The 19,525-nt window shown below is 61.1% G+C and carries 18 protein-coding genes, 1 tRNA gene and 2 pseudogenes; 13 read left to right on the top strand and 8 right to left on the bottom strand.

What is annotated here, in order from left to right:
• Positions 1-172: 172 nt before the first annotated feature.
• The 3 genes from NKH02_RS25715 to NKH02_RS25725 form a co-directional block, all read right to left on the bottom strand.
• On the bottom strand, positions 173-844 hold the full coding sequence (locus NKH02_RS25715; RefSeq protein ID WP_352882502.1) for an LON peptidase substrate-binding domain-containing protein: 672 nt from the start codon (positions 842-844) through the stop codon (positions 173-175).
• Positions 845-1,051: 207 nt separating this feature from the next.
• Complete coding sequence (gene trxA / locus NKH02_RS25720; protein WP_352882504.1) at positions 1,052-2,065, bottom strand: thioredoxin; 1,014 nt, start codon at positions 2,063-2,065, stop codon at positions 1,052-1,054.
• 82 nt (positions 2,066-2,147) lie between these two features.
• Complete coding sequence (locus tag NKH02_RS25725) at positions 2,148-2,645, bottom strand: prolyl-tRNA synthetase associated domain-containing protein (protein ID WP_352882505.1); 498 nt, start codon at positions 2,643-2,645, stop codon at positions 2,148-2,150.
• Positions 2,646-2,901: 256 nt separating this feature from the next.
• Here NKH02_RS25725 and NKH02_RS25730 point away from each other — a divergent pair.
• A tRNA-Gly gene (locus NKH02_RS25730) sits at positions 2,902-2,976 on the top strand.
• 570 nt (positions 2,977-3,546) lie between these two features.
• Here NKH02_RS25730 and NKH02_RS25735 read toward each other — a convergent pair.
• The 4 genes and pseudogenes from NKH02_RS25735 to NKH02_RS25750 all read right to left on the bottom strand — a co-directional run.
• A pseudogene (locus tag NKH02_RS25735) lies at positions 3,547-3,744 on the bottom strand (transposase); the annotation flags it as partial.
• Positions 3,745-3,891: 147 nt separating this feature from the next.
• Positions 3,892-4,815 (bottom strand): 5-dehydro-4-deoxyglucarate dehydratase, encoded by a 924-nt coding sequence (gene kdgD, locus NKH02_RS25740; protein ID WP_352882508.1) that lies wholly within the window; start codon positions 4,813-4,815, stop codon positions 3,892-3,894.
• Positions 4,816-4,861: 46 nt separating this feature from the next.
• Positions 4,862-5,842 (bottom strand): mannonate dehydratase, encoded by a 981-nt coding sequence (locus tag NKH02_RS25745; RefSeq protein WP_352882547.1) that lies wholly within the window; start codon positions 5,840-5,842, stop codon positions 4,862-4,864.
• Positions 5,843-5,913: 71 nt separating this feature from the next.
• On the bottom strand, positions 5,914-6,639 hold the full coding sequence (locus NKH02_RS25750) for a FadR/GntR family transcriptional regulator (RefSeq protein ID WP_352866502.1): 726 nt from the start codon (positions 6,637-6,639) through the stop codon (positions 5,914-5,916).
• 121 nt (positions 6,640-6,760) lie between these two features.
• Between NKH02_RS25750 and NKH02_RS25755 the strand changes: the two genes are divergently transcribed.
• From NKH02_RS25755 to NKH02_RS25800, 10 genes are all read left to right on the top strand, one after another.
• The gene (locus tag NKH02_RS25755) at positions 6,761-8,362 is read left to right on the top strand and encodes an ABC transporter substrate-binding protein (protein WP_352882510.1); all 1,602 of its coding nucleotides are present in this window, start codon (positions 6,761-6,763) and stop codon (positions 8,360-8,362) included.
• 18 nt (positions 8,363-8,380) lie between these two features.
• Positions 8,381-9,409 carry an ABC transporter permease gene (locus tag NKH02_RS25760; RefSeq protein ID WP_352882511.1) on the top strand — a complete coding sequence of 343 codons (1,029 nt, stop codon included), beginning with the start codon at positions 8,381-8,383 and terminating at the stop codon, positions 9,407-9,409.
• Positions 9,406-10,308 (top strand): ABC transporter permease, encoded by a 903-nt coding sequence (locus NKH02_RS25765; RefSeq protein WP_352882512.1) that lies wholly within the window; start codon positions 9,406-9,408, stop codon positions 10,306-10,308. The genes NKH02_RS25760 and NKH02_RS25765 overlap by 4 nt, the downstream gene beginning before the upstream one ends.
• Positions 10,295-11,146 carry an ABC transporter ATP-binding protein gene (locus tag NKH02_RS25770; RefSeq protein ID WP_352882513.1) on the top strand — a complete coding sequence of 284 codons (852 nt, stop codon included), beginning with the start codon at positions 10,295-10,297 and terminating at the stop codon, positions 11,144-11,146. Before NKH02_RS25765 ends, NKH02_RS25770 begins: the two co-directional genes overlap by 14 nt.
• Positions 11,143-11,880, top strand: coding sequence for an ABC transporter ATP-binding protein (locus NKH02_RS25775; RefSeq protein ID WP_352882515.1), 738 nt, complete (start codon positions 11,143-11,145; stop codon positions 11,878-11,880). Before NKH02_RS25770 ends, NKH02_RS25775 begins: the two co-directional genes overlap by 4 nt.
• Before the next feature lie 152 nt (positions 11,881-12,032).
• Positions 12,033-12,194 carry a hypothetical protein gene (locus NKH02_RS25780; RefSeq protein WP_352866515.1) on the top strand — a complete coding sequence of 54 codons (162 nt, stop codon included), beginning with the start codon at positions 12,033-12,035 and terminating at the stop codon, positions 12,192-12,194.
• A gap of 317 nt (positions 12,195-12,511) precedes the next feature.
• Entirely contained in the window at positions 12,512-13,150 is a 639-nt protein-coding gene (locus NKH02_RS25785; RefSeq protein ID WP_352882517.1) for a DUF1326 domain-containing protein, read from the top strand.
• Between the two features lie 60 nt (positions 13,151-13,210).
• Positions 13,211-14,020 carry a DUF2182 domain-containing protein gene (locus NKH02_RS25790; protein ID WP_352882518.1) on the top strand — a complete coding sequence of 270 codons (810 nt, stop codon included), beginning with the start codon at positions 13,211-13,213 and terminating at the stop codon, positions 14,018-14,020.
• A 146-nt stretch (positions 14,021-14,166) separates the two neighbouring features.
• A complete protein-coding gene (locus NKH02_RS25795) occupies positions 14,167-14,895 on the top strand; it encodes a glycosyltransferase family 25 protein (protein WP_352882520.1) in 729 nt (242 codons plus the stop codon).
• Positions 14,896-15,079: 184 nt separating this feature from the next.
• Entirely contained in the window at positions 15,080-15,643 is a 564-nt protein-coding gene (locus NKH02_RS25800; RefSeq protein WP_352866526.1) for a type 1 glutamine amidotransferase domain-containing protein, read from the top strand.
• A gap of 120 nt (positions 15,644-15,763) precedes the next feature.
• On the opposite strand, the pseudogene NKH02_RS25805 reads toward NKH02_RS25800, so the two are convergent.
• A pseudogene (locus tag NKH02_RS25805) lies at positions 15,764-16,018 on the bottom strand (SapC family protein); the annotation flags it as partial.
• Positions 16,019-16,172: 154 nt separating this feature from the next.
• On the opposite strand from NKH02_RS25805, the gene NKH02_RS25810 reads away from it, so the two are divergent.
• Together NKH02_RS25810 and NKH02_RS25815 are read left to right on the top strand one after the other, a co-directional pair.
• Positions 16,173-18,047: an adenylate/guanylate cyclase domain-containing protein gene (locus NKH02_RS25810; RefSeq protein ID WP_352882522.1), complete on the top strand. Its 1,875-nt coding sequence runs from the start codon at positions 16,173-16,175 to the stop codon at positions 18,045-18,047.
• Positions 18,048-18,182: 135 nt separating this feature from the next.
• Entirely contained in the window at positions 18,183-19,514 is a 1,332-nt protein-coding gene (locus tag NKH02_RS25815; RefSeq protein WP_352866533.1) for a gluzincin family metallopeptidase, read from the top strand.
• Positions 19,515-19,525 lie beyond the last annotated feature (11 nt).

Below are 19,525 nucleotides of genomic sequence, written 5' to 3' on the forward strand. Positions count from 1 at the left end.
CGGCGCTGCCCTCACCCTACCCTTTCCCCGTGAAGAACTGGGAGAGGGGATCGCCAGCGTTGCGGCCAGGTCCCTTCTCCCCGTCCTTCACGGGGAGAAGATGCCGGCAGGCAGATGAGGGGCAGCACCGCCATTGACAATTAACCCGCTGCACTGCGTCCTTCGGCACACCTTACTGCAGGCTCGAACCAAAATCCTCATTCTCGCGCGCCAGCGCCATTTCGGTGATGGCGATCAGCGTCTCGGCCCGGGTTTTCAGGTCGGCTGCTTCGAGCAGCGCCTGTTTCTCGGCCGGCCCGTAGGGCGCCATCATCGACAGCGCGTTGACCAGCATGGCATTTTCGGCCCGGCTGACGCTTTCCCAGTCGGCCTCCAGGTCGTTGGCCTGCAGATAGGCGCGGAAAGCCTTGAGCAGCGATGGCCGGTCGATCTCGTTGGCCGCCTGATCCTCATCGAGATCGGCGAGGAAGGGCGCCAGCTTGGCCTGTCGAAACGGCGTCTTGACCGTCAATTCGCTTGCAATGCGGAACCGGCACACGCCCTGCAGGGAAATCAGATAGCGGCCGTCACCGGTCTCGGAAAAGGCGATGATGCGCCCGGCGCAGCCGACATTGCAGAGCTCCGGCTCGCCGTCGTCGCGCAAGGCTCCGTCGAGACTGGGCTGGATGACGCCGATGAGCCGCGGGCCGGTGATGGCCTCGTCCACCATCTGCAGGTAGCGCGGCTCGAAGATGTTGAGCGGCATGCGGCCTCCCGGCAGCAAAAGCGCACCTTCGAGCGGGAAGATCGGGATCGTCGACGGCAAATGCTTGGCGAGCCGGTAATGCGCGTTTCCCGCTTGCACCTCATTCCTCCGATCGCGCCACCAAGAAGCGCGTCAATTCTTTATCCCAGAGCAGCTCACCGTTTCACGGAAACGCCCAACCGCTCCATCTCTTTGTTTCATGCATGTCGTTCTCCCAAAGCCGGGACTACTTTTGGGCGACATGCATTAATCTGGCGCAGTCATCGCCGACGCCAAGCCCGTGCGGCAAAACAACCGGTAACCGGCTCAGGAAAACAGCAACGCCGACAATTTGCGCCGCGCCGCGAGCGTCGCCTCGTCGGTCATGCCCCAAGCCTCGAACAGCTGCAGCAATTGCGTCCTGGCGCCGTCCTCGTTCCATGCGCGGTCGGCCTTGATGATGGCCAGCAGATTGTCGGCCGCCGCGGTGCGATCACCATTGGCGTTCTGGATCATGGCCAGATCGAAACGCGCCTGATGGTCGTTGGGGTTCTCAGCAAGGCGCCGCTCGAGCTCGGCCGGATTGCCAAGCGCGGCCGCTTGCGCGGCGACCGCCATCTTGGCGCGCAGGGCGGCCAGCGGCGGCGCATCCTTCTTGGCTTCCGGCGCTGTTGCCAAAAGTGCCTCGGCGCCTTGCACGTCACCAGCCTCGAACAGCAGCTCGCCCAGGCCGGCGATCGCCTCGATCGTCTCCGGCGCCTGCGCCAGGATGGCATCATAGATGTCGGCGGCACCCTGCATGTCGCCGGCCTCGCGCGCTTGCGCGGCGGCGGCCAGCGCCTCGGCCACCGGCGGCGCGCCATCGCCCTTGCCGCCGACCTTGGTGATGAATTCGGCGATCTGGCTCTCGGGGATGGCGCCCATGAAGCCGTCGACCGGCTGGCCGTCCTTGAAGGCGATGACCGCGGGAATCGACTGGATGCCGAGCTGGCCGGCGATCGAGGGATGGTCGTCGATGTTCATCTTGACCAGCTTGACCCTGCCGCCGGCGTCCTTGACCGCCTTTTCCAGCTGCGGCGTAAGTTGCTTACAGGGCCCGCACCAGGGCGCCCAGAAATCGACCAGCACCGGCTGGCGGCGCGATTCCTGGATGACGTCGGCGGCAAAGGCGGCGGTCGTCGTGTCCTTGATGACATTGGCACCCGGGGCGCCGGTAGCAGCGGGCGCATCGCCAAGCGCGACTTTCGCCGGCGCGGGGGCGGTCCCACCATACTGCACCGATGTGGTGTACTGGCCGCCATTGCCCCCGAAGGGGCCTCCAAACGGATTGTTGTCGCTCATCTCTTTACCCTTCCATGGCGCGGCCGGCCGGCAGCTAGACGCCACACGCTTCAGACCATCGGTTCAAGCCACCATGTGGCGATCACGCGGAGACTTTCAAGATAGCAGCATCGTGCCCGGTTGCCTCGACGAATTTGATCAGGTCGCTCGCTGCGATCGATGTCGTCGCCTCATTGGTCAGCGGATGCCCGTTGATCACCGCATGCTCCATCAAATCCTTGTCGAGCACGAGCTTGACCCTGTTTGCCGTATCGTTGATGACGCCAAAGACCGTGACGGCACCCGGCGTGACGCCGAGCAGCTCCATAAGCATCTCCGGCCTGCCGAAGGAAACGCGGCTGGCGGCGCCGATCACCTGGTGGATCTGCTTCAGGTCGACAACCGCGTCCTCGCCGACGGTGACCAAGAAGAAATTGTCCTTCTTGTCCTTCAGGAACAGGTTTTTCGTGTGCCCGCCGGCGATTTCACCGCGCAGCGCCTGCGAATCGGCGACCGTATAGAGCGCCGGATGACGCTTCGTCGAGGCGGCAATCCCGAGTTCGGCAAGAAAGGCCATCAGGTCGGCTTCGGTCTTCGGCATCGGTTTGTCCTTCGTCCCGTTTCTCAGCCCATGCCGTTTACGGCCAATGGGGCGGCCGGCACAAGACCGTCATGCGACATCGCGGTGAACGGCACCGCCTTCGCGGTGGTGCCCCCCGCCACTCGCGCGCCCGGCACAGTGCCGGCGGCTTGCCGGCATCGCCTGCCGCGTTGCAAAAAAAGCCTGCGATTTCCCTGTTGCAATCGCCGCGCTCTTCAGCCATATAGGCCCGGCTTGCGGCCAAGACGCCGTGCGAGCGGGTGTAGCTCAGGGGTAGAGCACAACCTTGCCAAGGTTGGGGTCGAGCGTTCGAATCGCTTCACCCGCTCCAGTTTCCTTCCAGGGAAATCAAGCGACTAAGAGACGCCCTCCGGGGCGTCTCTTGCTTACACGGCAATGCAATGTAAGCACAATGTAAGCAGCAGAGATAGCAGGCGAAGCGTTTGCCGGATACCCGTGCCAGACACCGGTTATCTGTATGCGGAGAAATCAATGGCTTATCGCTCTATTCTGCCAAGGTTCGGATCGCGCTGCGGGAGGTGCCACGCGGGAATTGCCGGATGACATTAGGATGCGGTGATTGCAGTCGGCCGATATCTTGATGACCACGCCAAAGGCCACCGCAGTTTCGATATCTGAAGCGCTTCGTACAATCGGACGTCGCGTCGCCACATCTCGGGTCGGAGATATGTGGCTGGAGGAGCTAATCATAGGAAACGTCGCAGCCAGGCGGCTTGCCGCCTTGTTGGATAGCCATGACGATTAGCTTGCTCGGAGCAGGCATCCCGCGCCGGCTGGATGACGACGAACGGCCATCGGCATCTTCTTGGGAAGGCGGCACGGTTGCGCCAAGAACCGACATTAGGTGCGAAGTCTCCGCCGGACAGGTGCCAGATTGTACCTAGGACATGGGTGACAACCTCGCGCCGAACGGGCTGTCGATGGTCTGCAATATCCTCTGTTCCAGATAGATATAGCCCAGATCATAATGCATGAAGCTTACGAGCCAAATGCCGTCGTCGATCTTCTTGATGCCGAGCCTTTGACCGGCCATGACGGTTGAGATGTTGATCTTCCTGCGGTGCATGCAGATTCGGCCGCGAAGCCACGCCCATCAGCGGGTCGAGGATCGACGGCCGGAACAGGGCCATCTCCGCCCGGTGGCTAACGAGAGGAAGGTGGCAGTCCTGCGCGTGGCCGGGGCTGAGCAGGCGGTGCAACCTTCGTCGAGGCAACTGAAAGCAGTTTACTCGGCGGCGATCTTTGCCACGTCGTTGACCTGGATCAGCCGTTCAAGCAGCTTCAGTTCTTCCGCCGTCAGGTCGGTCAGTGGCGGGCGAACCGGGCCCGGTTGCCGGCCAAGCGCTCTCAGTCCAGCCTTGATGATCGAGACGGCATAGCCCTTCTTTCGATTGCGTAGCGCAACGAATGGGAAGAAGAAATCCTTCAGGATCTGATCGACCACTGGCTGGTTCCCGGTTCGAAGCGCCTGATAGAAACGCTGGGCCAGTTCCGGCACGAAGTTGAACACCGCCGAGGAATAGGTCGTCACACCGGCTGCAAAATAGGCCTGTGCGTAGACTTCGTGCGTCGGCATGCCGCCGACATAGACCAGCCGGTCGCCGATCCGCGCGGTGATCTCGATGACCTTGTCGACATCGCCGACGCCATCCTTGAAGCCGATCAGGTTCGGGCATTCATCGCAGAGCCTGGCGATGCTGTCTGCCGTGAGAACGGCGTTGTCCCTATTATAGACGATCACGCCGATGCCGACGGACTGACACACGGCCTTGACGTGGGCGACAAGTCCAGCCTGTTCAGCAAACATCAGATAAGGCGGCAAAAGGAGCAGGCCGTCGGCGTCGGCCTTCTCGGCCGCTGTTGCAATCTCGATAGCCAGTGCCGTGCCGTAACCGGTACCCGATACGATCGGCGTCGTTCCGGCGGACGCTTTGGCGGCACGGATGACATCGGGGATTTCTGACGGCGTGAGCGAGAAGAATTCGCCGGTGCCTCCGGCGGCGAACAGTACGGACGCGTCGTAGCCGGCCAGCCATTCGACATGCTTGCGATAGGCGGGCTCGTTGAATTTCAGGTCTGCAGTAAAATGCGTGATGGGAAAGGAAAGCAGTCCGTTGCCGACGGCTTTTTTGAGTTCAATCGGGTCCATGTGATATCCTTGTCTTCTTGAACCAGCGGGTGGAGAGATCGCATTTTCAGGTCGGCGACGTTTCGAGCGCCTCTAGTAGCGCGGCGATGTAGCCGTAACAAAAGGCGAAGGCGACGCCGTCCGGGTCGCGGCCGCTGATCGCAGGCACATGGTCGGGCATCACCATGTACCGGTAGCCGACCTCCTTGTAGACCTTCATCGAGCGGACCATGTCCATGTCGCCTTCATCAGGGAAGGTTTCCATGAAGGAGAGCTTGCCGCCTCGGATATTGCGGTAGTGGACATTGAAGAGCTTGCCGCGCGTCCCGAACCAGCGAATGATATCGTCGATTTCCTCGCCCGGATTGTCGAGCATCTCCCCGACGGATCCCTGACAGAAGTTCAGGCCGTGATAGGGGCTTTCCCGCATCATGACGAACTTCTTCAGGCCCTCGACGGTGCCGAGCACCCGCGTCACGCCGCGATAGCCAGGCGGCGTATAGGGATCGTGTGGATGGCAGGCGAGGCGCACGCGGTTGCTGGTCGCAACCGGCACAACGCGTTCCAGAAAATAGTCGATCCGCTCCCAGTTCTCGTCTTCGGAAAGCACGCCAGCCAGACCGGGTACTGCGTGCTGATCGGCTTTGTCCCAACGAAAGCTGGCGTTCAGGGAGCCGCCACGGCCCGGCTCGTGCGGGGTGCGCGGAATACCGATCAGATTGAGATTGTATTTCGCCGCGGGAATGCCGGCTTTCGCACAGTTCTCGATCATCCGGCAGACGGCATCAATCTGCCGGTCCCGATCCGGTCCCGCCAGCAGGATATCCGGGTAGGATGCCTTTTCTATCGGTTGAGAAGGAAGCGGAAGCTGGATCATATCGAGTATCAGGCCGAAACTTTCGACTTTGTCGCGATGGCGGTCCAGATCCTGCAACGACCAGTCCCTGGGATTGCCGGGCGGATCGGCTGAAATGTGCTTTACGCCGAGTTGGGCAAGGACTCTGTAGTCGTCATCGTCCCGTGCACCGACCTGTGTTCCCAGATACACAGCGATCTCCTTAAACAAAACTCATTCATATCGTATGACGTAATATGAATTCTGGGACCTGTCGAGAGTATTTAACGGGTTTCTGCCAAAATCCTGTATCGCTTCTGGCTGGCCATCATGTGGGCGCGCATCGCCCGACGAGCCCGATCCGGGTCCTGATCGGCGATTGCCGACAGGATTTCCACATGCTCGGCATGGACCTTTGCGAGGTAGTCCGGATCGTTGGCGTCCGGCAGTGTCGGGAACTGCCCCCGGGGGATAGCGCGGGGCCCGAAATGGCGCAATACGTCAACATAGAACCTGTTGTTCGTGGCTGCCGCAATCGCCATATGGAAATCGAAATCAGCCTCCACCGTCGGCTTGCCCTGTTCGATCAATGTCGCCATTCTACGGTTAGCGGCGCGGATAGCTGCTTCCTGTTCGGCTGTCCGGCGGTAGGCGGCAATGGCTGCGGCCTCTCCCTCCGTGGACATTCTAAACTCGAGCAATTCAAGGGTTTCCGGGATGGTGCTGATTTCAATGGCGGTGAGCGCGAAACTCCGATGGCCCTTGGGGTCGCTGACGAACACTCCTTTTCCCTGGACCGGCTTCACATACCCTGCGGAGCGCAAATCCGCGATCGCCTCCCGCACGACGGTACGGCTCACGCCAAAGCTCGCTGCCAGCTGCGGTTCGGTCGGCAGTTGATCGCCTTCCTTCAGCTTGCCCGTCTCGATCTGACCGCGCAGCTGGTCGATCAGCTGCTGCGCCAGTCGTTGCCGTTCCCGTGGTGGTGCCTGCCCGATTTCGTTTGCCATTACCCGCCTGTCTCACGTCCCGGCAAGGAGCCCTTGCCAATTCAATACAACACCTATAAATCATAATACGACATACGAACGACATAGTATGTTCGGCATGATAGCGTAGGGAGGAGATTATATGAAGCATTTTTGCAAAGGGCTTTTCATCGGCGTTGCGATGGGCGTTCTGGCACTTGGCTCGCCTGCCGCCCGCGCGGAAACTCCCGAAAACCAATTGGTTATTGCAACATCGCTTGCGCAAGTCTTGTCGCTGGATCCGCAGCAGGCGACTGAGCCCAAGGCCATCGAAATCATGGCCAATCTGTACGACCGGCTCGTTGCCACGGACCCGAGCGGCGCGGACAAGCTCGTGCCTCAGCTTGCCGAAAGCTGGGCGGTCGACGACAAGGGCGTCACCTTCAAGCTGCGCGACGCGAAATTTGCCTCCGGCAATCCTGTCACGGCAAACGATGTGGTCTATTCCCTCACGCGTCTGTTGAAGCTGGATCAGGCGGCAGCGGCAAATTTCAAGCGTATCGGCTACACTGGGGACAACATCGAAAAACTGGTCCGCGCGGAGGACGACAAGACGGTCCGCATCGATCTATCCGGCAAGGTTACCGCCGATCTGCTGCTTTTCCGTCTTGCGATGGTGGTTGCCAGCGTCGTCGACAGTGTCGAAGTGCAGGGCCATGTCGTCGACAACGATTTCGGCAATGGCTGGCTGCGCACCAAATCGGCCGGGTCGGGGCCGTTCACGCTCAACCGCTGGACGCCGAACGAACTGGTCATCCTCGAGGCGAACCCTGATTACGCGACCGGTGCGCCGAAGATGCGCCGGGTCATCATGCGCCATGTGCCGGAAAGCCAGGTCGAGCGCCTCATGCTCGATCGTGGCGACGTCGATCTCGCTAATGCGCTGACCGCGCCGGATATTGCCACATTCAAGGACAAGAAGGGTTTTGAAATCCAGCGCATCCCTACCGGCGGCTTTTACGTCCTGTCGATGAATGCGGGCAACAAATACCTGTCCAATCCAAAGGTTCGCGAAGCCATTGCCTACGGCATTGATTACAAGGGGATGGAAACGGCGATCATGGGGCCATATGGCAAGGCCAGGACCGTTCCGGTTCCTGAGACCTTCGAGTATGCCATTCCCAGCCCTGACTGGCAGCTGAATGTCGACAAGGCAAAGTGGCTGCTGGCAGAGGCCGGCTACAAGGACGGCTTCTCCCTCAATCTGAAGACCATCGCCCAGACGCCGCGCATCGATCTGGCGACCGCGATCCAGGCGACACTTGGGCAAATCGGCATCACCGTGAATATCCAGCAGGGCAACGGCGCGGAGATCATCGCCGCCCACCGGGCCCGCGATTTCGATCTGCTCATCCCGCAGACCGGCGCCTACATGCCGAACGTGCTCGGATCGATGGAACAGTTTTCCAGCAATCCGGACAATTCCCTGGAGGCCAACAATGCCGGCAACTTCGTCTGGCGCTCGGCCTGGGACATTCCCGAGCTGACGGATTTGACGGCCAAGGCATCGATGGAGCGGGACCCGAAAAAGCGCGGTGAACTCTATGTCGAGATGCAGAAGATGTTCGTCGATCAGAAACCGGCCGTGTTGCCCCTGTTCGAGCGGTTCGAACCGATCGTTCTCAGCACCCGTGTGAAGGGTTATGTCGGTCACCCAAGCCAGGCGACGCGCCTTGAAGGCGTGACCAAGGCAGCAGCCGAATAACCTGCCAGGCATCCGATCATGAAGGAACTATCCGCAAGCGAGCTGGGACGGCGTCTTCTTCACCTGTTGCTCAGCCTGTTCATCCTGTTATGCGTCACCTTCGTGATCGGCCGGGTTCTCCCCGCCGACCCGGTGGGCGCCATTGTCGGCGAACTTGCCGATCCTGCCGCCTACGAGGCGATGCGGACCCGCCTCGGCCTCGACCTGCCGCTGTATCAGCAGTTCTTCATCTACCTGAATAACCTGCTTCACGGCGATTTCGGAACGGCGATCCTTACCGGCAATCCGGTCTCGCAGGATCTGTCCCGGGCCTTTCCGGCCACCTTGGAGCTCGCCACCCTCGCTGTGCTGATCTCGACGTTTGTCGGCGTGCCCCTCGGGCTCGCCGCTGCGCTTTTCCGTGATACTTTCATCGACAAGATCGCCCGCGTGGTATCGCTCGTCGGTCACTCCATTCCTGTCTTCTGGTTCGGCATCGTCGGTCTTGTGGTCTTCTACGCCACGCTGAACTGGGTCGGCGGACCGGGCAGGGTGGATGTCTACTATGAGGGGATCGTCACACCAGCCACGGGCCTGTTGCTGGTCGACAGCCTGCTCGAAGGCGAGACGGAAATCTTCTGGAACGCGCTGTCGCACATCATCCTGCCGGCCATCATTCTTGCCTATGCGGCGATGGCCTACATCACACGCATGACCCGCAGCTTCACGCTGGAACAGCTCGGACAGGACTATGTGATTGCCGCGCGTGCGAAGGGCGTCGGCCCGGCGCGCACGGTCGTCAGCCACGTCCTGCCGAACATAGCCGTTCAACTGATCACGGTTCTCGCCATTTCCTACGGCAACCTGCTGGAGGGCGCTGTAGTCACGGAGATCGTCTTCTCCTGGCCCGGGATCGGCCAGTACATGACCAATGCGCTGATGATAGGCGACATGAACGCGATCCTTGCCGCCACGATCGTCGTCGGACTCGTCTTCATGCTTTTGAATTTCATCGCGGACATCGCCTCCGCGATTCTTGATCCGCGCACTCGGGAGGCCACCCGATGAGTCAGGTTCTTCACAATGACGCCATCGTCAAGCCGCCGGGCATTCTCGCTCGTCTGCAGGCATCGGCGGGCCGCACGATCCGCAAGCTTGCCGAAGAACCGCTCGGAATGGCCGGGTTCCTCATTCTGGCTATGCTGGTCGTCGTTGCGGTTTTCGCGCCGTTGATCTCGCCCTACGGCCCGAATGTCCAGATGCTCAGCGATGCGCTGAAGCCGCCGAGCCTTGCTCATCTTGCAGGGACCGACGAGTTCGGCCGTGACATCGTCAGCCGGCTGGTCTGGGGTACGCGCATCACCATCCAGACCGTGCTGTCCGTCTCTGTCATCGTCGGCCCCGTCGGCCTGATCATCGGCGTTGTCGCCGGGTTCTTCGGCGGGCGTACCGATGCGATCTTGATGCGGGCAACCGATATCGTGCTGTCCTTCCCGTCGCTGATCCTGGCCCTGGCTTTCGCCGCCGCTCTCGGCGCCGGTCTCAACACCGCCATAATCGCGATCTCACTCACCGCCTGGCCGCCGATCGCCCGTCTGGCTCGGGCTGAGTCGCTTGTCGTGCGCAATGCGGACTATGTCGCCGCCGCGCGGCTTTACGGCGCCTCGCCTGTACGCATTCTGCTTCTCTACATCGCGCCGATGTGCATTCCGTCCGTCATCGTGCGCCTGACATTGAACATGGCCGGTATCATTCTAACGGCCGCTTCCCTCGGCTTCCTCGGTCTCGGTGCACAGCCGCCGTCGCCCGAATGGGGCGCGATGATTTCGAGCGGGCGCAAGTTCATGCTTGACTACTGGTGGGTCGCGGTCATGCCCGGCATTGCCATTCTCCTGACGAGCCTTGCCTTCAACATTGTCGGCGACACGCTGCGCGACCTTCTGGATCCCCGCCATGCCCGATCGTAATCCATCTACCATCCTGTCGGTATGTGACCTGAATGTGCGCTTTGGCAAGAATTCCATTGCCGCCGTTTCGAACGTCAGCTTCGATCTCGGCCGCGAGCGGATCGGCATCGTCGGCGAGTCCGGCTCCGGGAAATCCACCACCGGGCGCGCCATCATGCGGCTGCTTGCGCCCAGCGCCCACATCTCGGCCGAGCGCCTGGATTTGGACGGAAGTCCGCTGCTGGAAAAGACCGAACGGCAGATGGGCGCTTTGCGCGGCAAGGACATGGCACTGATCATGCAAGATCCGCGCTATTCTCTGAACCCGGTTCTCAACATCGGCAGGCAGGTCGCCGAAGCAGCACGATTGCATCTCGGTTCCAGCAGGAAGCAGGCGCTCGATGAGACCCGCGCCATGCTGCGGCGCGTCCGGATCAACGATGCGGATCGCGTCATGAAACTCTACCCACATCAGATTTCTGGCGGCATGGGCCAGCGCGTGATGATCGCCATGATGCTTCTGTCCAAGCCAAAGCTGGTCATCGCCGACGAACCCACATCGGCCCTCGATGTCAGCGTGCGAAAAGACGTGCTGATCCTGCTCGACGAATTGGTTCGCGAAAACAATTCGGGCCTGATCCTGATCAGCCACGATATCCGCATGGTCGCCGCCTTCTGCGAACGCATTCTGGTGATGTATGCCGGCCGCGTGGTCGAGACGCTGACCAGACTGGACGAGGCCGAACATGCCTATACACGCGGCTTGATCGCCGCCTTGCCCGATCCGCGAAACCCTGTCCGGCGCCTGCAGGTCCTCGACCGGCGCACGCTTGAAACGACACCGGAAGCAACGGAATGATCAAGGTCGACAAACTGGACGTAGTCTATGGTACCGGCAGGGCGCGCAACCATGCCGTCCGCGGCGTCAGCTTCTCGGTTGCCAAGGGCGAGACCCTCGGTATCGTCGGCGAATCCGGTTGCGGCAAATCCACCGTGCTGCGCTCGCTGGCGGGTATCGAGCAGGGCTGGACGGGCTCGGTCGAGTTCAATGGAACGCCGATCGGAAAGCTGCGCTCGCGCGACGAATTGAAGCTATCGCAGATGGTATTTCAGGATCCCTACGGATCGCTTCATCCGCGCCATCGGATCGGCACGGCGCTGGCTGAACCGATCCGCTCCATGGGGCTTGGCGACGGCTGGTCGAAGGTGCCGCAAGCCCTGAAGCAGGTCGGATTGCCGGAGGATTTCGCCAATCGTTTCCCGCACGAACTATCCGGTGGTCAACGACAGCGCGTCGCCATCGCCCGCGCGCTGATCCTGTCGCCACCCATTCTCCTTCTCGATGAGCCAACCTCCGCGCTCGATGTTTCGATCCAGGCGGAAATTCTCAACCTGCTCGACGACCAGCGCGACGAACGCGGCCTGACCTTTGTCCTCGTCAGCCATGATCTGTCGGTCATCGCCCATATGTGCGACCGTGTTCTGGTGATGCAAAATGGGGTTTTTCTCGATGAGATGACGAAAGCGGATCTGCGTGCGGGAACAACCCATGCCGCCTATTCGCAAGAGTTGTTCGAAGCCAATTTTCTGTGATCGGTCGGGACCTAAACATGGGCGGATTTGTTGACGGGGCTAACGGTCGAATTGGCCGTAGCTTCTGTCCGTCAGAGCACGCTCCTTCAAGCAACTGCCGCTGTGAGAACCGCACGGTCAGCCGCAGCAGCGGAGCCTGAACTGATGATTCGATGACGCTTTACATGCATGTCTTCGGCAAGGGCGACCCCGTCGCGCTCGCCACGGCGATACATGCCGGGTTGGCGCTGAGCAAGACACCGATGGTGAACGCCACATCTAGTGCCACACAGCCGCCAATCGCCGAGGACCAGCGTATCCGACGGCAAGCATGAGGACTTCTTGGAGCCTCTATCGTTTCGTGCCGCCGGATGCAGCGTGGATTTTCCCCAATTCCAGGCATCGAATCGACCTGAGGGCCGCAGCAGTTGAGAGGCCCGGGCTGCGCTTCCGCTGAGCGGGCTACATTCGCCACGCCGGTGTCGGTCTGGAACAGCGTCTTCACGCCTGGCGTGTCGCAAGGGTGGACGCACGTGCCATCGCAAGACCGGACTTCCGGGTTGAGCTGGAAGTCACGGAGCGACGCACGAACTGCTGGCGTGCGCCTGGCCTTCGGCGTATAAATACCCTCGAATTTCGGGAGGAAAGAGCCATGGACGCAGTGCCTCAATGGCGCCTCGCGGGCGATTGGTTCGACATCTGCAGCTGCGACATCCCTTGCCCGTGCGAGTTCGCCCAGCGGCCAACCGGCAATCACTGCCAGGGCGTGCTCGCCTGGCATGTGCGCGAGGGTCAGTATGGCGACGTGAAGCTCGACGGCCTGACTCTGGTGGCGCTCGGCGAGTTCGAAGGCAATCTATGGGCCGGCGAGGCAAAGGCCGTGATGGGCATGTACCTCGACGAGAAGGCGAACGAGTCGCAGCGCGAAGCCCTGCAGGCGATCTTCGGCGGCCACGTCGGCGGCTGGCCGGCTGGCTTTGCCGCCAATATCGGCGAGATGCGTGGCATGGAGTTTGTGCCAATCACGTTCGAGGTGGCGGGCGACCTCGCCACCTGGAAAGTCGAAATTCCCGGCCTCGTCGTCGGCCGCGCGGAAGCGCTTTCCGGTCCTACAACACCGCCCGGCAAGCGGGTGCAGACAATCAACCCGCCGGGCTCGGAGGTCGGCCCAGGCCAGGTTGCCACCTGGGGGCGTTCTGTCGAGGTGAGCACCAAGGGCTTCGGGCTGGACTGGACGGGCACGGCCCGCTCGAGCAAGCACATTCCATTCGACTGGACCGGCCCGAACTAGGGCATGCCGATGCCCGACGCGTTCCCCAGGAAAACGTGGCGGCTCGGGAGTTTGCATGGCATGCCGCTCGGCCTTCTCGCATCGCTCGTCGTGCTGACAGCGGCGGCATGGGCGCTCACCCTCTACCAGACCTTAAGCATGGATATGCCCATGGGCATTGCGGTGCGCGGCGGGATGGAGGGAATGGAAGGCATGGCCGGCATGGCGATGGCCGGAATTGCGGCCGACGGCTGGTCACTCGCCGGCGTCGCCGCCTTTCTCGCCGTATGGACTGTGATGATGGCCGCTATGATGCTGCCGGCCGCGGCGCCCATGATCTTTATGTTCGCGGCGGCGCAGGCCAGGCGCGGACGGCGGGTGGCCGTTCCAACCTGGATTTTCGTCGCGGGCTACATGCTCGTCTGGGCGGCGGCGGGCCTTCTCGTATATGTCCTGGTCCAGTTCGGCAGCGAGTTGGCGACGAGCCTCGATCCGCCTCGGCGTTCGAAATGGGCGCCGCTCGCGCTCGGTGTCACGCTTGGCGTCGCCGGACTTTACCAATTTACGGCCCTCAAGCACATTTGCCTCAGCCATTGCCGTTCGCCGCTCGCCTTCGTTGCCCAGCACTGGCGCGACGGGCGGGTTGGCGCGCTCGGGATGGGGCTGCGCCACGGGCTGTATTGCTTCGGGTGCTGTTGGGCGCTGTTCGCCGTGCTGGTCGCAGCGGGCGTCATGAGCCTCGCCTGGATGCTGCTTTTGACACTGATCATCTTCGTCGAGAAGCTGATGCGGCGTGGCCGACGCTTCGAAGGTGCTTTGGGCATTGCGCTAATTGCCCTCGGGGTCGTCGTATCGCTCGGGGCGATCGAGATGCCTTGGACAAGCGGCTAGAGCCGGATGGCGTCAGGTCGATTCGACCTGAAATTTGAATCCGCCACTAAATCAAAGAACTTCGGCATGGCCCTTAATAGGAAGCTGGGTCCCGTAACCGTTCAAGGAGCGTAGACTCGCAAAAAGCCGATGGCTATACACGGCAAATGCCGACGTTTCCCGCCGACCAAGTCTATGTGCGTGTTTGTCACGTCAAGCAGGGCTATGAGGACCGCGAACAGCACATTGCAAGGCAGGTCGGCCGCCATGGCATCCCGGCCACTTGGTATCTTCACTGGGATGTTGCAGATATTGCCGATGAAGAGGTCGAAAGGCTTACCGTGCCGGGCGCTCTCAAACTGGCGGAACTGTCCTGCTCCTTAAAACACATCGGGATCTGGCGTGATTTCCTGAAGACCGACAAGCCCTATTGTCTGGTGCTTGAGGACGACGTCTTCCTGGCCGCCAATTTCAATACAAAATTCAACGCGGCTCTGGCGGAACTCGGCGATCCAAACCGCAAAGCCGCCATCTATATCGGCAATGCCGGCACCTATTACATTTCGGCATTCAAGTTGAAGCGCGGACAACATCTCTATCCAGCCCCTCACGGCAGATCCACCGATTCCTATATCATCACCCGCTCCGTGGCAGCCGAGAGGTGCGCCTGGTTTGATGCACGCAAGATGTCCGCGCCGATCGGCCATGAGATCGACCGTGCGGACGCGGCGCTCGGGGTGGAGGTGCTTTGGTTCGAGAGACCCTTTGTTGAGCAGGGCACGCACAACGGGGCCTTCTTGACGTCGATAAATCCCGACAGTCAAAGGCCGCTTTGGTATAAGCGCATGGAGTGGCAGTATAAGAAATATCGCCGACAGCTGATTGGCCATATGTAGCGCTCGCTGCGACCCGGCCGAACCCGGTCTCATCCGGCTTTGGGTCGACAACATTGACCCGGCCGGTGGGGTACTTGCCCGAAATCCCCTGATCCATCCTCCAGATGTCACATAAAGTTACAGCGGGGAACGCTTCCCGCTGGGCCTCGTTAGCCCTCCATCAACCCAACGATGGAGAAAACCAATGCAGGACATTTCCGGCAAGCGCGTCGCTATCCTTGCGACAAACGGTTTTGAGCAGTCCGAACTTGAGGTGCCGCTCAAGAAATTGCGCGAGTCAGGCGCTGAAGTCGATGTCGTGTCGCTCGCAAGCGGCAAGATCAAAGGCTGGGACCACAAGGATTGGGGCCGCGAGGTTCCCGTCGATAGGATTTTGGCTGAGACGCGGGCGGATGACTACGACGCAATCGTGCTGCCCGGCGGCGTTATCAACCCCGATCTGCTGCGGATCGAGCCGAAAGTCCTCAACTTCATCAAATCGTTCTGGTCGGCCAACAAGGTTGTGGGCGCGATCTGCCATGCGCCCTGGCTTCTCGTCGAGACCGGAATTGTGAAGGGCCGCCGGGTCACATCCTACAAATCGATCAAGACCGACGTGATCAATGCCGGTGGTGTCTGGGAAGACAGCGCGGTGGTCACCGACCAGGGACTTGTCACCAGCCGCAACCCAGGCGATCTCGACGCGTTCTGCGACAAGCTCGCCGAGGAAATCAGGGAAGGGCGGCACGACAGGCGGGCTGCGGCTTAGCCGGTCCTTGCACGACTTTCGTACCGTCCGCCTTCCGCAGCGATGCCTGATGCACCAGCGAGGCCAGCTGTTGGTCGAGGCGAGGTGGCAGTAGAGCAGGCCGAGCGCGCCGGATTTGCGCAGGTCGAGAAACGCCTCGTCGCCGAGCTTGTTGAAGGCCGGCTCGTCGATGACCTGGAAATCGGTGAGGTTGAGCTCTTCGCCGCCTTCCAGCGTCACCTTGCTCCGGCGCGGCGAAAACAGGCCGCGCGCGTCGATCCTTTCGATCATCGCGCGGGTGGCGCTGAAGTCGATCTGGAACCGATTGCGGAAGGCGAGTGCCTGCCTGGTCGCCTCGGTGCCGATTCCTATTCCCGTGAACGACGTCGAACGCACGGCCGGATCGCTTAGGTTGCGACTGGTGCTGCGCCACCTGGTTTGGCAACCGTATGGGACCGGCGCGAGCGACCATTCCAGCGCGTTGGCGCAGAGCAGCTAAATCAGATAGAACTAAATCAGGCAGAACCATTTTGTAATTTCAGGAGACGACATGTCTGACGAGCATGTTGAGCGTCGGCTGGCGGCGATCCTGGCCGCGGATGTGGTCGGCTATAGCCGTCTTATGGAGGTCGACGAAGAGCACACGCTCAATCTCCTTCGGCAGCATCGGCGGGAGTTCTTCGATCCGACCGTCACCAAGCACGGTGGGCGCATCTTTAAGGTGATGGGTGACGGCTTCCTGGTGGAGTTCGCCAGCGTCATCAGTGCGGCGCGCTGCGCGGTCGAGATCCAACGCGGCATGTCCGAGCGGAATGCCGGCATCCCCGAGGACCGGCATTTCAAGTTTCGCATGGGCATCAACCTTGGCGACATCATCGTCGACGGTGATGATTTCCATGGCGACGGCGTCAATCTTGCCGTGCGGCTGCAGGGCCTCGCGATACCCGGCGGCATCGCCTGCTCGGAGGCGGTGCGCCATGAGGTCGGCAACAAGCTGGGCGTCGACTTCGCCGATCAGGGCGCCAGGACCGTCAAGAACATTGCTCAGCCGGTGCACGTCTATTTCGCCAACTGGCAGGGCGTCCCGCATGTCGCGACGCATATTGCGGCCAGGAGCGTCCAGACGCTGGTGCGGTCCGACAAGCCGTCGGTGGCGATCCTGCCCTTCGCCAATCTGAGCAATGATCCCGACCAGCAGTATTTCAGCGACGGCATCACTGAAGATATCATAACCGACCTCTCGAACGTCTCCGGCCTGTTCGTACTCAGCCGCAATACGGTCTTCGCCTTCAAGGGCAGGACCGACAAGATGGAACGCATCGCCAGGGAGCTTGGCGTCGGCTACATTGTCGAGGGCAGCGTCCGCAAGGCGGGAAACCGGGTCAGGATCAATGCCGAGTTGATCGAGGGGGCCACAGACGGACACGTCTGGGCTGCCCGCTATGACCGCGACCTCACCGACATCTTCGCCGTGCAGGACGAAATCGCCAAGGCGGTCGTGGCGCAGCTCAGGGTCAGGCTCCTGCCCGAGGAGAAGAAGGCTATTGAGCAGGCGCCGACGGACAATGTGGAAGCCTATACGCATTATCTTCGAGGGCGCGATTACAGTCACATCGCGACCAGGGCGAACCACCTCATGGCCAGACAAAGTTATATCAGGGCCATCGAGCTTGATCCGGGATATGCCCGCGCATATGCAGGCTTGGCGGTCTGCGACGTACGCCTTCAGTCGAGCTACGGCTCGCCGATCCAGGTGGACGACATTCTCGCGACCGCCGACAAGGCCCTGGCGCTGGACCCGAATTTGGCCGAGGCGCATTCAGCCAGGGGCTTCGCCCTTTCCCTCGCCGACCGCCGTTCCGAGGCCGCGGCGGCGTTCGAACAGGCTCTCGCGCTCGACCCAAATTGCCACGAGGCCAACCGCTACTATGCCGAGTTCTGCGTAACCGGCGGCCAGTTCGAGCTCGCCGCGACGTACTTCATGCGCGCGATGGAGATCAAACCGACCGACTACGGCGCACCGGTCATGCTGGTGAACGTCTTCCGCACTCTCGGCCAGCAGAACGACGCCGAGCTTTATGCGCGGATCGCATTGGAGAGAGCTGAAGAGGAACTCCGTCTGCATCCGGAGAACGCCAATTGTGCCTGCCTGGGGGCTATCGTGCTGGCCTTCCTTGGGGAACGCGATAGGGCGGCGAAGTGGCTTGACCGGTCTCTGGCGATCGACCCTAGCGATATCAACGTCCAATATAACGCCGCTTGTACCTATGCGTTGCTGGGGGAGTTCGAACGCTCGATCGACCTTTTGGAAGCGTGGTTGCCGCAGGCTGGCGCCGAGATGAGACTCTGGTTCAAGAACGATTCCGATTTCGCCTCTGTTCGCAGTCATCCTCGCTACCAGAAGTTGCTCCAGCTCCTGCGGTAGCGATACGCATTGTACTTGAGGCGATTTTATTGCCGATAATCAAGAACCGGCTTCAGGAAGATTACCTGACAAACCAACGCTCTCGCCATCCCACAGACATTATGTTACGTTACTAATGTAACCGAGAGGTGGGGAATGGGTACCCGGTTCAGGCTGTTCGTTCAGCCTCCGTTCGAAGACCCTACGTCAAGCCCTGAAATCATTACGGTTTCTTCCCCGCGAGGCAGCGTCGGACCTGGCCCGTCCGACGATCGTATGTATGTCGTCGAGCCGGTCGACAAGACGCGGCCCTATGGCGTCGACCACGGCCCGTTGGGCACGCCCTTCATCTCCCTGCCGCCCTGGACGCGAGCGATCCTCGATCCGGCCGTTCCCGACGAGGAAGGCAATTTCGATCACTATCAGCCCTCGACGCCCGGCTTCGAAGCAGCGCACGCGTTCGGTTGCGTGCGCTTCACGCTCGACGTTTGGGAGCGTTACATCGGCCAACCGCTCATCTGGCACTTCCGCGATCACTACGACCGTCTGGAAATCTCGATCCTGCCGGGTTGGGATAACGCCCAATACGGCTATGGCTTCCTCGAGCTCGGCGGCCAATTCGTGAAAGACGGACGCGCGCTCCCCTTCAGCCTCGACTTCGATATTATCGCGCACGAGGTTGGCCATGCGTTGGTCTACGGCGTCCTCGGCATTCCGGACCCGGGAGCCGAGCTCCCCGAATATCTGGGCTTTCAGGAGGCCTTTTCCGACTGCGTTTCGTTGATCGCGGCCATGCATTTTCCCTCCGTGATCGAAAATGTTCTGACGGTGACGCGCGGGAATCTCTACATCGCCAACCAGCTCTCTCGCTTCTCGGAATTCTCGCCGCACCGCCAGATACGCGAGGCCAGCAACAAACTGACGATGGCCGATTTCGCGGACGGCTGGACCGACGAGCATGCACTGTCGCAACCTCTCACGGGCGCCGTCTTCGACATTCTGGTCGATGTCTTTCACGAGAGCCTGGTGGCTCGAGGACTGATCTCGCCGGAGGTCGAAAATCTTGCCGACCTCGCCGAGATCGACCCAGCAGCCGAGCTGCCGGTCCAGGAAGTCTTTGACCGCGATTTCGCTCGCAATCCGGAAGGTTTCGTCGACGCGCTGCTCGACGCGCGGGATATCGTGGGTACCTATCTCGCCGAGACGCTGTGGGCTCTCGCCCCGGATTTTCTGGACTATGGTGACGTGGCGAGAACGATGCTCGCGGTCGATGACAGTGTGACCGGAGGAGAACTATCAAGGATCATCTTCCGGGATTTCGACCGAAGAGGGGTTTTTCGCTACCGTGCCGGGCCCCGCCTGACGAAGCCAACCCGAAAGAGCCATTTCCATGAGGGTCGAATCGCCCTTCCACGGGACCAGGCGCGTCTGCCGGACATGAGCTATTTCGAGAAATATTGGATGTCCAGAAGGGGCGCCGAGCTTTGATCGACATGCAA

It is taken from the genome of Mesorhizobium sp. M1396 (assembly GCF_040317725.1).
Classification (GTDB): Bacteria; Pseudomonadota; Alphaproteobacteria; order Rhizobiales; family Rhizobiaceae; genus Mesorhizobium.

Coding starts and splice junctions, on each gene's coding strand:
- trxA (WP_352882504.1), bottom strand. CDS start 2,065: ATGAGCGACAACAATCCGTTTGGAGGCCCCTTCGGGGGCAATGGCGGC.
- NKH02_RS25785 (WP_352882517.1), top strand. CDS start 12,512: ATGGACGCAGTGCCTCAATGGCGCCTCGCGGGCGATTGGTTCGACATC.
- NKH02_RS25775 (WP_352882515.1), top strand. CDS start 11,143: ATGATCAAGGTCGACAAACTGGACGTAGTCTATGGTACCGGCAGGGCG.
- NKH02_RS25810 (WP_352882522.1), top strand. CDS start 16,173: ATGTCTGACGAGCATGTTGAGCGTCGGCTGGCGGCGATCCTGGCCGCG.
- NKH02_RS25800 (WP_352866526.1), top strand. CDS start 15,080: ATGCAGGACATTTCCGGCAAGCGCGTCGCTATCCTTGCGACAAACGGT.
- NKH02_RS25765 (WP_352882512.1), top strand. CDS start 9,406: ATGAGTCAGGTTCTTCACAATGACGCCATCGTCAAGCCGCCGGGCATT.
- NKH02_RS25815 (WP_352866533.1), top strand. CDS start 18,183: ATGGGTACCCGGTTCAGGCTGTTCGTTCAGCCTCCGTTCGAAGACCCT.
- NKH02_RS25750 (WP_352866502.1), bottom strand. CDS start 6,639: ATGGCAAACGAAATCGGGCAGGCACCACCACGGGAACGGCAACGACTG.
- NKH02_RS25790 (WP_352882518.1), top strand. CDS start 13,211: ATGCCGCTCGGCCTTCTCGCATCGCTCGTCGTGCTGACAGCGGCGGCA.
- NKH02_RS25725 (WP_352882505.1), bottom strand. CDS start 2,645: ATGCCGAAGACCGAAGCCGACCTGATGGCCTTTCTTGCCGAACTCGGG.
- NKH02_RS25770 (WP_352882513.1), top strand. CDS start 10,295: ATGCCCGATCGTAATCCATCTACCATCCTGTCGGTATGTGACCTGAAT.
- NKH02_RS25760 (WP_352882511.1), top strand. CDS start 8,381: ATGAAGGAACTATCCGCAAGCGAGCTGGGACGGCGTCTTCTTCACCTG.
- NKH02_RS25780 (WP_352866515.1), top strand. CDS start 12,033: ATGACGCTTTACATGCATGTCTTCGGCAAGGGCGACCCCGTCGCGCTC.
- NKH02_RS25795 (WP_352882520.1), top strand. CDS start 14,167: ATGCCGACGTTTCCCGCCGACCAAGTCTATGTGCGTGTTTGTCACGTC.
- NKH02_RS25755 (WP_352882510.1), top strand. CDS start 6,761: ATGAAGCATTTTTGCAAAGGGCTTTTCATCGGCGTTGCGATGGGCGTT.
- kdgD (WP_352882508.1), bottom strand. CDS start 4,815: ATGGACCCGATTGAACTCAAAAAAGCCGTCGGCAACGGACTGCTTTCC.